Origin of the sequence: Cellulophaga omnivescoria, assembly GCF_027915275.1 — a bacterium.
GTDB classification, from domain to species: domain Bacteria; phylum Bacteroidota; class Bacteroidia; order Flavobacteriales; family Flavobacteriaceae; genus Cellulophaga; species Cellulophaga omnivescoria.
The window spans coordinates 486,308-502,611 of record NZ_CP115819.1 but is presented as its reverse complement, the minus strand read 5'-3'; the positions used below and the strand labels follow the sequence as shown (position 1 = coordinate 502,611).

Here is a 16,304-nt window from a genome sequence, read left to right as displayed (position 1 = left end):
TATAGCTAAATAAAAACAGTGTTATGCAAAATGTATTAAAACTTTTAATAGTTACTAGTTTGCTAAGTTTTACAGTAGTAACTAGCCAACTTAAAAAAGAAAACTACACGTTAAACACTGTTTTTAAAATTCCAAAATGGGAGGTTTTAGATATAACATTTACAACAAACCAAAATGTAGTATCTCCTTATACGGCTAATTTTTATGCAATTTTTACGCATAGTAATGGTACAGTACAGCAAGTGCCTGGTTTTTATAATGGTAATAAAGAATGGGTAATACGGTTTTCTAGTTCTTTAAAGGGTAATTGGAAATTTACAACCTATGCAGATCTAAAAAAAATACATCATAAAAAAGGTAGTGTAACGGTATCTTCTGCAGCCACTAATAATCACGGAGCATTAGTGATACCAAAAATTGATCCTCAAAATTTTTATTATGAAGATGGCACTCCGTACTTTTTATTGGCCTTTGAGTGCGATTGGCTTTATGCCTTAGACTACCACAACAAAAAAGGATTGCCAAAAACAGAGCATCTTTTAAATCTTTTAAACCAAAACGGATTTAATCAGGTAGTGATGAATGTTTTTTCTTATGATGTTAGCTGGATTAAAGATTCTAAATTAAAACAACATCCAGAACATGAGTTTGGTGGACCAAAAGATATTTTTCCTTTCCTTGGCAATAATGACAATCCAAATTATTCAGCTCTAAACCCAGAATTTTTTAAAAAATTAGATCGTACTATTAGCTTAATGCATAACAAGCGTATAGCTGCGCATTTAATGATATATGTTTGGAATAAATTGGTTGCTTGGCCTAATATGAATACAGATGCAGATAATATGTATTTTGATTATGTAGTAAAAAGGTACCAAGCTTTTCCTAATATAGTATGGGATATTTCTAAAGAGGCGCTATACTATGGTAGGGCAGATGAAGCGTATATTCACGGAAGAATAGAAAGGTTAAAAACAAATGACAAATACAACAGGTTGGTGTCTGTACATGATTATAAATATTGCTCTAATTTTCCAGATAAGGTAGATTTTATTTCTTCTCAAAATTGGTCACATAACATTTATAACAAAATGTTAGAAGCCAAAACAAAATTTAAAAACAAACCCATATTTAATATCGAGCACGGTGGTTATGAGGAGTCTATGTATACTGTTTTTACAGGAGATTATACCAATGCAGAAACCTGTTTACGTCGCAATTATATGTGCTTATTTGCAGGTGTGTACACCACTTATTATTGGCAGGGTACTTCATGGAATGTAATTATTTATAACCCTTTTGAGCAACCTAAAGAGTTTTATAAACCAAAGTTTACATACTTTAATTACATGCAAAAACTATTTAGTAAGTTTCAGTTTCATAAAATGAAACCTATTCCTTGGCATAACGGTAGTGGCTATAACTTAACAGATGATAAAGGCACAGTTCTACTGTACATACACAAAGAAAACTACGGTATAGATGCCGCATTTTTAAAAAAGAAAGATGAAAACCGAACTATGCAGTGGTTTAATACCCTAACAGGAGAGTTTACAAAAGAGGTAGCTATTAAAAAACAAGGTAAGTTTAGGTCTCCTTGGTCACAAAAGGCAGATGCAATACTTATTTCTAGGCTTAAATAGTAGTAAAAACAGGGAATTAGACATTTGGTCTACTATAAAAAACATACGTTTTAATGCTTTTAAAACTATAGTTAGAATTTCGCTTTAGATAAGTAAGAACAACCTTTAAGATCTATTAGATATGAAAAGTGGAAAATATATAGTACTTAGCCTTTTTATTCTCTCTTTAACTATTTTGTCTTGTGCAGATAAAAAAGATAAAAAGCAGGAAATAGCTCAAGAAACTAAGCCAGTTTATGAAGCAAACTGGGAATCAATCAAAAAAAATTATAAAGACCCAACTTGGTTTAATAAAAAAAAGTTTGGAATTTTTATTCATTGGGGCGCATATAGTGTTCCAGCATATTCATCAGAATGGTACCCACGTAAAATGTATATGGATACGGCTACTTTTTCTGCGCAACTAAATTTAGAAAAAAAGGGACCTTCTGATGTATATAACCATCATAAAGAAAAATGGGGAGATCAAAAAAACTTTGGTTATAAAGATTTTATACCAATGTTTAAAGGAGAAAATTTTGATGCAAATGAATGGATAGATTTGTTTAAAAAATCTGGTGCAAAATATGTGATACCCGTGGCAGAACATCATGATGGTTTTGCAATGTATAAATCTAATGTTACACGTTGGAACGCGGTAGATATGGGGCCTAAAAGAGATATTTTAGGAGAGTTATTTAAAGCCGGAAGACAAAAAGGTATGATTATGGGAGCATCTTCTCACTTTGCTTTTAATTGGTCTTTTTTTAATAAAAAAGATCATTTTGATACTACAAACCCTGAGTATGCAGATTTGTACTCTACAAAAGGTAAAGATTTAAACGAACCTGTTTCTAAAGAGTTTAAAGAGTTGTGGTGGGCAAGAACTAAAGATATTATAGATAATTACCAACCAGATATTATGTGGTTCGATTTTTATTTAGATATTCCAGATTTTGAAGATCAGAGACCAAAATTAGCTGCTTATTACTATAATAAAGGTATAGAGTGGGGTAAAGAGGTTGTTCTACAAGATAAAAACTTTTCTCATGAAGCTTTCCCTGAGGGTACAGTTATTTATGATTTAGAACGTGGCAAACTACCAGGTATACGTAAATTACCTTGGCAAACAGATACCTCTATTGGCAAAAACTCTTGGAGCTATGTTTCTAATTGGCAGTCTAAAACAGTCAACCAAATTGTAGATGATTTGGTAGATATTGTTAGTAAAAACGGAAATCTTTTACTAAACGTAGGGCCTAAATCTGACGGCACAATACCAGAAGATCAAAAAGAAATTTTACTACAAATAGGAGATTGGTTAACTATAAATGGTGATGCTATTTATGACACTACTTACTGGAAAACGTTTGGAGAAGGACCAACAGAGGTTAAAAAGGGTCACCACTCTGAAGGGAATAATAAAGGATTATCTTCTAAAGACATTAGGTTTACAACCAAAGATAATAAGCTTTATGCTATTGTTTTAGATTGGCCAAAAGATGGTGTTGTTGTTATAGAATCTTTAGCAAAAGAAGCTACTTATGCAAAAGATTTAAATATCACCAATGCAAGAGTATTGGGTAGTAAAGAAAAAATAAAGTGGAGTCAAGAAAAAGATGGTTTTAAGGTTACAATGCCAAAAGAAAAACCAGGAGACTTTGCATATGTTATTGAGTTAGAAATGTAGTTTAATTGTTTAAAGTAATAAAAAGCCAAGGTTTTATGCAGATACAAATCTTGGCTTTTTTAGTTTTAAAAAATAGTAAGTGTAATGGCAATGCAATCTTTTAAAAAAGTATTTTTTTATACAGTAATAACAGCTTTTTATTTGTTGTTATTTGTGAGTTGTAAAAGTACAGATGTAGTTAAAAATACAAATTCTTCAACCATTTATTTGTTTGATGAAAAGTTATCTAATTGGGAAATTTGGATGGGAGCCGTGCATACTTCTGTAGATTTAAATGTAGAGAAGTTTGCAGATGTAAAAACAGGAAAACCTTTAGGACTAAACAAAGATTTAAAAAATGTGTTTTCAATCATAAAAGAAAATAACGAACCGGTTTTAAAAGTTACAGGTGAAATTTATGGCGGTTTAACTACAAAGCAAGAGTATGGAAATTACCATTTAAGTGTGCAGTTTAAATGGGGAGAAAAAAAATGGGAACCACGTTTGTATACCAAAAGAGATAGCGGAATTTTATATCATGCTAAAGGGCCACACGGAGCTTTTTGGAATGTTTGGATGTCTAGTTTAGAGTTTCAGGTGCAAGAGGGTGATTGCGGAGATTTTATTGCTCTAACAGATGTTTTTGGTGATGTTCATGCAGAAAAAAAGTATGCTAAAAACGGAAAGCCATTTTTTGTATATAATCCTAATGCAGAATTAGTGCCTTTAAAATGGGGACCAGGTTTTGAATCTGGTCAAGCCAGTAAATTAGGAATGTTTGAGAAGCCAAACGGAGAGTGGAATACATTAGAAATTTATTGTTTGGGGTCAGAAAGTATACATCTAGTAAACGGTAAAGTTGTAAACAGGGTAAAAAATGCCCGTTATTTAAAAAATGGTATTGTTACACCTGTAACTCAAGGAAAAATACAAATACAGTCTGAAGCTGCTGAAGTATATTATAAAAATTTAAGCATAACACCAATTACCTTTTTTCCTAAAAAGTACCTTAACCAGTAATGTTTAAGATACAATTCATCATCCGTTCTATATTCTAAAACATACGTTATCTGCTAAAGGAGGCTATTAAATTATTTTTGAAATGTGTTTAAGGTAACAAACAACACTTTTAGTAATTAGGAGCAAAAAAGAAAAGACTTTGCTACTATAATATCCTTTTTAGTATGGTAAAATTAAAATTAACAATAGCAGTTTTTAGTATAGTAGCGTTTAGTTATAGTCAATCTTCAAAAGAACAAAAAAATAGTAATGCGGTATATACAAAAAGTTGGGAGTCTTTAGCAAAGGTAAATGCTACTCCCAATTGGTTTAAAGATGCTAAGTTTGGAATATATGCCCATTGGGGACCAGTTTCTTCTGCTTTTGAAGGTACAGATGCAGATAAGTATTATGCTGGTTGGCACGGAATGAAAATGTATGAAGACGGTAAAAAAGTACCAACCAAAAATGGTAAGCCAACAACTAACTACCTACACCACAAAAAAAAGTATGGTAAGCCAGCAAAATATGGTTATAAGCATATAATAGAACAATTTTCTCCTACTGCTTTTAATGCAAAAGAATGGGCAGAGTTATTTAAAAAATCAGGAGCTAAATTTGCAGGGCCTGTAGCTATGCACCATGATAATTTTGCTATGTGGAACAGCAAGGTCACACGTTGGAATTCTATAAATTATGGTGGCATAGATCCATCAGCAGAATTAAAAAAAGAAATAGAGGCAAAGGGGCTAAAATTTATGGCTTCTTTTCACCATGCATTTACGTGGAAATATTTTGCACCTGCACACAAACATAGCGGCATAAACCCTAAAGATTATGACTTATATACAAATCCGCATTCATTAGAATCTAATACTCCAGATGAAGATTTTTATAATGATTGGTGGCTTAAAATTAAAGAATATATAGATGTGTACCAACCAGATTTAATTTGGTTTGACTGGTGGTTAGAGAATATGACAGAAGAAAGTAGACAGCAATTTTTAGCATATTATTACAATAAAGGAATTGAATGGAACAAAGAGGTTGTAGTGTCTTACAAAGAATCTACTTTTCCTGAAACCACTGCTGTTAAAGACTATGAGCGTGGAAGACCAAACCAGCCAAAGTCTCCTATGTGGTTAACAGATACGTCTCCTGGTGCTTGGTTTTACAGACCCAATGCCAAGTTTAAAACGCCAAATGAGCTTGTAGATATACTTGTAGATATTGTATCTAAAAATGGTTTAATGTTGTTAAATGTGCCACCAAACCCTGATGGATCTATACCTCAAGAAATGAAAAACTTATTGTTAGATATGGGAAGTTGGTTAGCTGTAAACGGAGATGCAATTTATGGTACAAGACCTTGGACAATTTTTGGTGAGGGGCCTACTCGTTTACCAGAAGGCGGACATAAAGTTGAAAAATTTAAAATAGCATACACAGATGCAGATATTAGGTTTACTAAAAAATCAGATAAGGAATTTTATATTATAGTAATGGATACTCCTAAAAAAGAAATTACGGTAAAGTCTTTATCTACCGCTATAGGAGTATTAAACTCTAAAATAGAAAATATAAGTTTATTGGGCAGTAATGAAAAAATTAGCTGGAAAAGAGACCAAAGAGGACTTGTAATAGCCAAGCCAGCTAAACTACCAACAAAATATGCACACGCATTTAAAGTTAGTTTAGAGGGTTATAAAGAAAACAATATTGGTGGTACAATAGACGCTCATGCAGATTAAATTAACAACTAACGTAAACCAACATAATTTATATTATATGAAAAATGTTTTGCAACTACTTACAGTATTATTACTACTACTGTGTGCTAGTATAAATGCACAAAACCCTTTGGTAACAGATATATTTACGGCAGACCCAACTGCTCGTGTTTTTAATGGTAAGTTGTATGTTTATCCGTCTCATGATATAGTACCAGAGGAAGGAGTACAAGCGCCAGATTTTTGTATGCCAGATTATCATATGTATTCTTTAGAAGGTGGTAATACATGGAAAGATTATGGTGTTGTTTTAGATCAAAATAGTGTGCCTTGGGGTAAAAAAAATTCCTACGGTATGTGGGCTCCAGATTGCATTAAAAAAGGAGATACATACTACTATTATTACCCTGCAGAACCGTTAGATAAATCTTCCTTTAGGCGTATAGGCGTAGGTACTTCTAAAAGTCCTGCTGGACCATTTAAATGGGAAAAAAATTACATTAAAGGTGTAGAAGGTATAGATCCAGGCTTGTTGTTAGATGAAAATGGTAAAGCTTATTTATATTTTGGTGGAGGAGAAAAATTATATGTTACTCCATTAAAAGATAATATGAAAGAAATAGCTGCAAAACCTATAAAAATAGAAGGGTTGCCAGCAGGCTACAAAGAAGGTTCTTTTCCTATAAAAGTAAATGGTATATATTATTTAACTTTTGCGCATGTATTTGCAAATGAAGGATACACTATTGCATACGCTACAAGTAACAATCCTTTAGGGCCTTTTACGTATAGAGGTAAAATAATGGACAACCTTGGCAATGGTACCAATCACCATTCTGTTGTAAACTATAAAGGAAAATGGATATTGTTTTATCACTGGTGGGAAATTAGCGGTTACAATAAGTTAAGATCTATGCGTGCAGATTATATGACATTTAAAGAAGATGGGAGCATAGCCCGCGTAAAGCCAACATTAAGAGGCATAGGAGCACCAACAATAGGAGAAAAAATACAAGTAGATAGGTATAATAATATTAGTGGAGCAAAAACTAGTTTTGTAGGTGGTAATGAACCAATAGGTTGGATGGTGAGCGATACTAAAATGATGGGGAATGTTACTTTTAACAATGTTGATTTTGCAAACGGTTCTGCAAAAAAAATAGTTGCACGCGTAGCAAGCGGACAAAGAATAGGATCTATGGAGGTACGTTTGGGAAATCCTAAGGGAGATTTAATTGCAGAGTTTCCTATAAAATATACTGGTGGTTGGAATAGTTGGCAAACCATAGAAACAAATCTTTTAAAAGAGGTTTCTGGTATGCAAAATATTGTAGTTGTTTTTAAATCTGTTTGGGGTGCCGATAAAATTGTAAATCTAAATTGGTTAATGTTAAAATAAGAAGAATGTTTAAAAAGTACATATTTGTGATATGTGTTGTTTTTGCAGCACAGATTTTTGCGCAAAAACAGCCTAATGTAATTGTTGTTTTAGCAGATGATATTGGTGTAGGAGATATTTCTTTTTACAGAAAAATGCATAGTAACAATGTGGTTTTAAAAACACCAGCTATAGATAATTTAGCTAAAAACGGAATGGTTTTTACAGATGCACATTCTCCTGCGGCATTATGTGCGCCATCTAGATATGCAGTAATGACAGGCAATAACTGCTACCGTAGTTATGCTCCTTGGGGTGTTTGGGGAGCTTATGAGGCATCACCAATTAAGCCAAACCAATTAACTCTTGGTAAGCTTATGAAAAATGCAGGATACCAAACAGCTTTTTTAGGCAAATGGGGGTTTGGAATGGATTTTTTAAAAAAAGGTAGTGACACGCAAATATACAGGTCTCCTAGAAAAAGAGTAGAGTTAGGCGTAGATGTACGTAAAATAGTAGGTAAAGGACCACTAGATAATGGTTTTGACTATAGTTTAACTTTTCCTGCAGGAATACAAAATGTACCTTATGTGGTGTATGAAAATCAAGAGTGGATGCCTTTAGAAAGAAACTCAGAAATTGGCTATATATCACAGGAGAATATGACCAAAAAAGGGGTTATTTTAGATAAAGATGAAGGCTTAGGAGATACAAATTGGGACCCGCACAATATGGGACCTTTACTTGTAAATAAAGCAGTAGATTATATTGCTAAGGCAGATATAAACAAACCTTTTTTTATGTATTACTGTTCTTTAGCAGTGCATTTGCCACACACGCCTACAAAAAGACTAAATGGTGAAAAAATAGCAGACCAAACACCGTCTAAACATTTAGATATGGTAAAAGAGTTAGATGTACAAATGGCTATGCTAGTAGCAGCATTAAAAAAGAAAGGTGTTTATGATAATACTATAATTTTGTTTACATCAGACAATGGGGGGTTATTAAAAAGGAAGAGTATACAATCTGGTCATAAATCTAACGATATTTACAGAGGAGGAAAAAACCAAGCTTATGAGGGCGGACACAGAGTACCTTTTATTGCTTGGTGGCCAGAAAAAATTAAGAAGAAATCTACATCTAAAACACCAATTTTAACTATAGATATTTTAGCAACCTTGGCAGCAATTACAAGTCAAGAAATTGAAGAAGGCCAAGCTAACGATTCAGCCAACTTATTACCAATTTTTACAGGAGAAAACAAAAGTAAAAAAGTGCACCCTTATTTAGTTACACAATCTGGTACTGGCAAAGAAGCAATTATTATTAAAGATGGATGGAAATTAATTATAGCTTTTGATAAAAAAGATAAAACTAATAGTACCAGAACTCCAGTAGCATTATTTAATTTAAATAATAATGTTACAGAAAATGAAATGCAAAATTTAATACACAAACCAGAGTTCGCATCTAAAATAAAAAGCCTTTTTACTACCTACAACATGTACAGAGATTCAGGAGAGAAAACTAAAATTTAAATAGATATTTACCATAAAAAAGCCCAAACAGTTAAATTACTCGTTTGGGCTTTTTTTTAAGATGTTACTTTTTATTTGGACTTTTGTAATTCCTTATTACTTGCAGTAATGCGTTCTTTTTGTTTTTTACTTAAACTTTGTTTTAAATACACCTCTGGTCTGTGATAAACGTGGTGTTTTTTCATTTCAGGATCGTTAATAGCAGTACTCAAATCACAGTCAAAACGTACTAAAACAGCATGATTTTTATCCCAAGTTGTTGCATTTGTAAAATGAGATAATCCCCAACTAATTCCGGTGCCATTTTTAGTATTTGTAAAGGCATCAGGCACATAAGGTCCTGCTGCTGTAGGCGTCATTTCTACTATAGAGGCAATTTTAAAATTAACACCATCTTTTGCAAACTGTACGGTGTTGTGCTCATTACCATCTCTAATTGTTAAAGCAGCAATTCCATCTTTAAAAGGGAACATAGTAGTTTCATGACCAGATGCTAAAACTGGATTTAGTTTATTTTTAGTAAAAGGTCCAAAAGGAGAATCTGCAGTAGCCAAACCTTGCATTCTTACCAAATCAGGTTTTCCATCAAAATCAGACTTGTAGTACAAGTAAATTTTATCTTTATACACTAAAGGATATGGGTCATGTATAGAAAACTGATCCCACGTACCTTTTGGTCCGTTAGGGATCACAATTTTATTAGTTGCTATCCAAGGCCCATCAGGAGAATCTGCATAAGACATTAGTACAGGGCAATCATCACCACGCAAACCACTAGCTTCACTAAAACCTTGGTAGTACATATAGTATTTTCCTTTCCATTTTAAAATATCAGCAGTACTAACAGATCTGTGACCCAATTCTGGTTTAGGTGGTCTAGGTATGGCAACGCCTTGCTCTTCCCAATTAAACCCATCTAAACTGGTAGCATACCAAATTTCAGATAAATCCCAATCTGCAGAGGGTATAGTCTCTGTAGCCTGTTTAGCACCTTTAGGAGGTGTTTTTGTTTTTCTGTGTGTATACCAAAGATAATACTTCCCGTTTTCAAAAATAATTTTAGAAGGATCTCTACGGCTAACAGTTCCGTCTCCATTGCTATAATCTAGCCCTTCTAATTTTGTATATTTAAATAAGGAGTACAACTCGTTGTCTTCTGGTCTTGGCGCTAAATAATTATCATAATTACGTTGCATAGCCTCACTTAACGGTTGGTTAGGTTTTTGTTTAGGTAATTCAAACGGAAAATTTTGTGCACAAACACTATTAGCCGTTAAAAAAAGGCAACTTATTATTGTTATTTTTAGTCTTTTCATATTATTTAGTATCAATTAATTTCCAAGTTCTTACCCAGTTATAAGTAGTAGTTCTTTCATCTTTAGAACCGTTCATTCCGCCATCTTCAGGAACCGGATTCCAGTCATACGTTTCTACAACCAATCTTAAATACATTTCTATATTAAAGTCTGCTGCAGGTTTTACTTTAGATACAAAATTACCATCCATAAAAAACAAAATTTCATCTTTAGATTTCCACCAAACACCATACACATGAAAATCTTCATAAGTTTTAGTATCAAGTTTTCCTTTAGATTTAACAGAGCCTTTTTCAAAATCACATCCTTCAGGAATATTTCTACTATGTGTGTTAGAGTTCATAGATTCATCAAAATACTTCATCCATTCTGCCTTATTAACAATTTGGCCAACCGTTTCTTGTATATCTAGTTCTGTTACTCTTTTGTTACAGCCATTTTGTTCTCTAGATTCATTTATTAGCCAAAAAGTAGAAGACATAAAGGTTTTGTTGGCTTTCATTTTACACTCGTAATACCCGTATTTCATTGCGTTTCTAGAGCCCACATAACCGCCACCATGTGTAAATGTTTTTCCGTTTTTAATAATTGGTTTGTCTAGTAGAGTAGTTGTAATTTGTAAACTACCATCTTTAACTTTAATATTGTCTGCCAAAAATAATCCTGGAGCACGCCCAATCCATCCTTGTCCAGATATTTGCCATTTACTCTCATTTACTTTTTTGCCATTAAATTCATCAGACATATTTTTTACCAATTTCCATTTTTTCTGGTTAGGTTTAGGATCTTGTCCGTCTTTAAAAAACGGAGCTTTTTGAGCAAAAGATTGCCCAACAATCATAAAAATAATAAGTAATGTAATTTTTTTAGTAACGTGTAAAATAGATTTCATTTTAGTTAGTTTAAGGTTTTATATTTGGTTTTGTAAGTACTTTAAACGCTCTTGTATTAGCATATTATTTTTTACAGTAGTATGTAGTTTACTTTGGTTAATAGGAAACGTATATTTCTGGTAAAAATCTTTTTGTAGTACAATGCTATTAAGTATTAAAAGTGCTTCTTTTGGTTTTTTAGATTGATATAAAAGCTGAATTAAATTATTAGAAGTGTCTTTTTTTGCAGCTATAGCTAAAAACTCTGCAGCTCTCATTTTATTTACTATATCTACATCTGTAAGCATTATGTTTTTAATTAGGTCTGATAAACTAGTTGCTTTGCTACCAAAACTTGTACTTGAAATTAACGCCCAATAACGTGCTGTTGAATCTTTGGATAGTAAATGTTTTTTTAGTTTTGTTTTAGCGTCTTTAAATGGTATAAGCTGTAGGTTAGCTATTTTAATGTACTTATTTATATTTTTTTGATGTTTTTTACCATAAGCTAACGGATTTTTAAAAGCTTGCTCCACTAGTATATGCTCTGGATAAAATGATAGATCTGGCATAGCTTTTTGCCAAGTATTCATCTTTTGCCTAAAAGCTAGTATTTTATGCTTGTAAGCAGCATTTTTAGCCAAGTTATTGGTTTCATATGGGTCTTTTTCTACATCATACAATTCTTCTACCATCTTGGGCTTAAAAAAACTAGCCTGTGTAGGGTTAAGTTTGTTTTGTAGGTTTAGCGTGCTCCATTGTTTGTAGGCAAGTTGTTTGTACCTGTAGTTGTTCATTAAAGCATCTATGTTAAAAGGCTGAAAATTTCTAATGTACTTTAGGTTATTTTCTCTAATGCTTCTAACCATATCATACTTTTCATCAAACCTATCTGCATAACCAAAAGTAGAATTGTTGTTTATGGTTTTTTGTTTTACTGATTTACCCAAAAAAGCAGAACCATCTATAGATTTAGGAATTGTAACACCTGCTAAATTTAAAACTGTAGCGCTAAAATCTATAAAACTAACAAAGGTATTAGTTGAAGTACCTATAGTAAAAGGAGACATTTTTTTATATTTTTCTGGTATATAAACAACCAAAGGAACCTGTAATCCTGTTTCTTTTAAATACCCTTTACTGTTGGGCAAAACACCACCGTGGTCTCCGTAATAAAAAATAATGGTATTGCTTAACAGCTTGTCTTTTTCTAAAGCATTAATAACAGCACCTACCTCTTTATCTATTGCCACAATTTTGTCTCGGTAAAATGCATTGGTGTACTTAAATAGTTGTGTATTTGGGTGGTTTGGCTGTACAAAAACAGATTGTACATTAGTTTTGGTTTTGTGAGAGTTCATTTCTTCTTCAGTAAAATGTAAACTTCCTTCATGGGTAGTGCCTAAGTTGTGTACATAAAAAAATGGTTGATTATTAGTTCTATTTTTCCAACTTGCTTTTCTAGAAGAATCGTCCCAAACATCTTTATTTTTAATAATATTATAATCTTCTTTTGCATTATTGGCGGTATAGTAACCTGCGTTTTGTAAATACTCAGGGAACATTTTTACTGTATTTGGTAGCACAATTTTTTTTTCGGATCTGTGGTAATGCGATGCCAATTTTGGTCCGTAAACACCTGTAATAATACTAGATCTTGCAGCACTACAAACAGCAGCATTAGAAAAAGCATTGGTAAAAGTAATTCCTTTTTTAGCTAGTTTTTTTATGTTAGGAGTAGTTACACCGTGCTTGTTAAATAACTTTAAATAGTGTTTGGAGTTATCTTCAGAAACAATCCAAACAATATTAGGTTGTTGTGCTTTACCGTAAGAGCAAAAACATAACAATAGTAATAGTATATAGGTTTTATGTTTCATAAATATTCGCTTTTAAAAATTTGCTTTTAAGAAAACTAAATGTTAATACTGGTTGTAAAATATGCTTAAATCTGTTTGGTCATCAGTTTTAATTTGCCATTTTTTAAGCCTTGTTAGTAGGTCTTTAATAGTTTTTTGGTTCCTTTTTATAGCGCTAATATTGTTAGTCTCCCAGGGGTCTTTTTTTAAGTTATACATTTCTATAGTACCAGTTTTAGGGTATAAAATCAATTTATTATTTTTATGAATAATGCTTCTTTGGTCATTAAACATTGCTAGGTATATAGACTCTCTAGTTTTTTTAGAATTTATAAGTAATGGCATTAAACTTTTAAAGTCTGTAGTTTCTTTATCTTTAATTTTTAATAAACTAAATAAGGTGGGTACAACATCTTGCAAGTACACACGAGCTGTTATTTTATTGTTTTGTTTTACAGTTGGGGCTTTTATTATTAATGGAGCAGTAACGCTAGGTTCATACAAACATACTTTTCCGGCAACTCCATTTTCACCAAAGTTAATTCCGTGGTCTGATGTAAAAACAATAATAGTTTTATTGTAGATTCCTTTTTCTTTTAATGTGTTAATAATATCTCCTATACGTGTATCCATATGTGTTACCATTGCATTATTTTGCTGTACACGTTTTTGCATTGTTTTTGCACTTAAGGGGTTATTTGTATATTGGTATTTAACATTAGTGTTTAGTGGTGTATTATCTACAACACTAGGTGGTAATTTAACCTTGTCTGCAGGGTATAAATCGTAGTAATTTTGTGTTGTTTGCCTAGGAACATGTGGTGCGTTAAACGCAACATATGCAAAAAAGGGTTTTTTACTGTTGTAGTTTTTTATAAAGTTTATAGCTTCATTAGCAGTAATATCTGTAATATGTCCGCCTGGGGAGTTGTACGTTTTTAATTGTCCTGGTTGTATAGTACCTGTTTCATCAAAAATATTTTTTACACTTTTTCCCATTGCGTGCCATTTACCAGTTATGTAGGTGTGGTAGCCGTTATCATGTAGTTTTTCTGGAAATGATTTGGGAGCATTTTGTTTATTTATTTTTTGTGATTTCCATAAGTACTTACCATACATAAGCATAGTTCTGCTAGGAATACAAACTGCTGGTGACCAGCAACCCATATTATATGCAGCAGTAAAGGAAGTACCTTCTTCTGCTAGCTTGTCTAAATTTGGCGTAACCATAAACGTATTGCCATATGCTCCAATGGCTTGGTTGCTTTGGTCATCAGACTCTATAAATAATATATTTGTTTGTGAAAAAGTACTAAGTGTGCTTAGTACGTAAAATAATAGATATATTAAATATTTTCTCATCACCAGTTTAATTTCTTAATTAGTAGATAAAATTAGTTTAAGAGAAATGTATTAAGGGCAATAAACTACTATAATACTACCATAAATGATTTTTAGTTTTAACAGATATGTGTTAAGGCAACTAGATTTAAACAAAACAGTACCGTTTTATAGTTTATGATATCTTTTTTAGAGTTTTTTATAAAATCACCAACTAGTTTTATTTTTAAAAGAAGAAGCTTCTATAAAAATTAATTTTAGAACCTGTGGTTTGTATTTTTTAATAATCTAAAAAGATACTTAGGCTTATGTTGTCCAGTTACCTATAATTTTTTAATGTTTTGCATCTGGGTACATATCATTTGTATACCTATAAACTTCTGTTTTGCCCGAGCCTCTAGCAGCAACTATTTCAATTCTCCATTGTTTTCTAAGGTTCTCTAAAATTGATTTATAAGCTGGCTTGTGAATTAGATTATGTAACTCTGATGCATCATCTTTTAAATTGTACAATTCTTCATAAACAGGTTGTTCTCCTTGCAAAGGAGCCTCTATATAATTTCTATACACAGCAATACTAGGATCATGCATTTTATACAACATTTCATTTACAGGAATGTTAAACTCTTTTGCATATGCTATTTCTTTAGCTGCAGAAAAATTGTTGTTTTTGTAGTACCTAATGTATTTCCAGTTTTTTGTTTGCACAGACTCGCATCTAGGATTTCCAAAATGTGTAGACCATAAATTTTCTGTAAAAACATATTCTCTAACCTCGGTTTTAGAACCATTAATTAGACTACTTATATTTTTTCCTTGATAGGTGTTTGGTATAGATATACTTGCCATAGCAAGCATAGTAGGGGCAATATCTATAGATTGTACTAAAGCATCACTCTTAATACCTTTTAGTTTTTTTTTGGCGCTGGGGTTGTATACTATTATGGGTACGTGTGTAGTTTGCTCATAACATAGAGCTTTGCCGCCAAGACCTTGTTGCCCACTAAATAGCCCATGGTCTGATGTAAATATTATAATGGTGTTTTTATCTAACTTAAGAGCTTTTAATTTTTGTAGTAGGTTGCCAATTAGCCTATCTATACCAGTCATTGCTTGTAGCTCTCTTATGTAACGCTCTTTAACTGTTGTAGGTGTATTTACATAATTGTAACCAGTTTGCCTATCTTCTGTATGCAATAAACTAGCAGGTAATTTAGGTGTTGTAATGTCTTTTTTTGCAATATAATTATCAGGTAACGGTATAGCTATATCTCTGTACACGGTTTTGTACATGTCATCATCACTATCTTTTAATTTCATAGACTTTGTGCCTGCTCCGTGTGGTAAATTAAAGTTTACAGAAAGCATAAAAGGTTTATCTGTTGGTCTATTTTCTAAAAAGTGTAATGCACCTTTTAGTTTACGTGCATTAGGGTCTAAAAAATCATCTACTGCTTCATTAATAACTTCGGGTTGTGTAAAGGCTATGGCGTCATTAAAAATAGCGTGATTGTCTTTAGGGTAAAACCCTAAATGTCCGTGTCCTGCATACCAATAATCAAAGCTTTTTTCCATTAATCCACTATGGTAACCACCTTTACCAATAGGAGCGTGGTTTTTGCCAATCCAGCCTGTGTAATACCCATTATTACGCATAACAACAGGATATGAGTTTTGCCAAGCAACATTAGAAACACTAGTACCAGAATTAAAATTTACACCGTGTTTACGCTCATACTGACTCAATAAAATGGAAATTCTGCTTGGCGTACATATAGCACTTGTAACGTGTGCATTAGTAAATAATATACCATTGTCTGCTAGTTTATCTATATTTGGAGTTTTTACAATTGTATTTCCTGTACAACCAAGCAAATCATAGGATTGATCATCTGTAAGTATAAATACAATATTTGGTTTATCTTGAGCTTTGCAAAATGCAGTATATATTAGAAATACAAAAAGTAATTTTTTCAT

General features: G+C 32.3%; 11 protein-coding genes. 6 read left to right on the top strand and 5 right to left on the bottom strand.

Annotated elements, in window-relative coordinates; genetic code table 11:
• The first annotated feature begins 23 nt into the window (after window positions 1-23).
• The 6 genes from PBN93_RS02235 (at window position 24) to PBN93_RS02210 (ending at window position 8,939) form a co-directional block, all read left to right on the top strand.
• Window positions 24-1,643: a DUF5060 domain-containing protein gene (locus PBN93_RS02235; protein WP_271081338.1), complete on the top strand. Its 1,620-nt coding sequence runs from the start codon at window positions 24-26 to the stop codon at window positions 1,641-1,643.
• A gap of 121 nt (window positions 1,644-1,764) precedes the next feature.
• Window positions 1,765-3,312, top strand: coding sequence for an alpha-L-fucosidase (locus PBN93_RS02230; protein WP_271081337.1), 1,548 nt, complete (start codon window positions 1,765-1,767; stop codon window positions 3,310-3,312).
• 84 nt (window positions 3,313-3,396) lie between these two features.
• On the top strand, window positions 3,397-4,311 hold the full coding sequence (locus PBN93_RS02225) for a 3-keto-disaccharide hydrolase (protein WP_271081336.1): 915 nt from the start codon (window positions 3,397-3,399) through the stop codon (window positions 4,309-4,311).
• A gap of 164 nt (window positions 4,312-4,475) precedes the next feature.
• Window positions 4,476-6,041 carry an alpha-L-fucosidase gene (locus PBN93_RS02220; RefSeq protein WP_271081335.1) on the top strand — a complete coding sequence of 522 codons (1,566 nt, stop codon included), beginning with the start codon at window positions 4,476-4,478 and terminating at the stop codon, window positions 6,039-6,041.
• Window positions 6,031-7,419 carry a family 43 glycosylhydrolase gene (locus PBN93_RS02215; RefSeq protein ID WP_271081334.1) on the top strand — a complete coding sequence of 463 codons (1,389 nt, stop codon included), beginning with the start codon at window positions 6,031-6,033 and terminating at the stop codon, window positions 7,417-7,419. Before PBN93_RS02220 ends, PBN93_RS02215 begins: the two co-directional genes overlap by 11 nt.
• A 5-nt stretch (window positions 7,420-7,424) precedes the next feature.
• Entirely contained in the window at window positions 7,425-8,939 is a 1,515-nt protein-coding gene (locus PBN93_RS02210; RefSeq protein WP_271081333.1) for a sulfatase family protein, read from the top strand.
• A gap of 71 nt (window positions 8,940-9,010) precedes the next feature.
• Here the strand turns inward: PBN93_RS02210 and PBN93_RS02205 are convergent, their stop codons facing one another.
• The 5 genes from PBN93_RS02205 to PBN93_RS02185 all read right to left on the bottom strand — a co-directional run bounded on the left by PBN93_RS02205 (window position 9,011) and on the right by PBN93_RS02185 (window position 16,304).
• Window positions 9,011-10,255 (bottom strand): glycoside hydrolase family 117 protein, encoded by a 1,245-nt coding sequence (locus tag PBN93_RS02205; protein ID WP_271081332.1) that lies wholly within the window; start codon window positions 10,253-10,255, stop codon window positions 9,011-9,013.
• A 1-nt stretch (window position 10,256) separates the two neighbouring features.
• Complete coding sequence (locus tag PBN93_RS02200) at window positions 10,257-11,147, bottom strand: family 16 glycosylhydrolase (protein ID WP_075694332.1); 891 nt, start codon at window positions 11,145-11,147, stop codon at window positions 10,257-10,259.
• A gap of 18 nt (window positions 11,148-11,165) precedes the next feature.
• Window positions 11,166-13,007 carry a sulfatase-like hydrolase/transferase gene (locus PBN93_RS02195; RefSeq protein ID WP_271081331.1) on the bottom strand — a complete coding sequence of 614 codons (1,842 nt, stop codon included), beginning with the start codon at window positions 13,005-13,007 and terminating at the stop codon, window positions 11,166-11,168.
• A gap of 42 nt (window positions 13,008-13,049) precedes the next feature.
• Window positions 13,050-14,348, bottom strand: coding sequence for a sulfatase-like hydrolase/transferase (locus PBN93_RS02190; RefSeq protein ID WP_271081330.1), 1,299 nt, complete (start codon window positions 14,346-14,348; stop codon window positions 13,050-13,052).
• A 312-nt stretch (window positions 14,349-14,660) separates the two neighbouring features.
• Window positions 14,661-16,304 (bottom strand): sulfatase-like hydrolase/transferase, encoded by a 1,644-nt coding sequence (locus tag PBN93_RS02185; RefSeq protein WP_271081329.1) that lies wholly within the window; start codon window positions 16,302-16,304, stop codon window positions 14,661-14,663.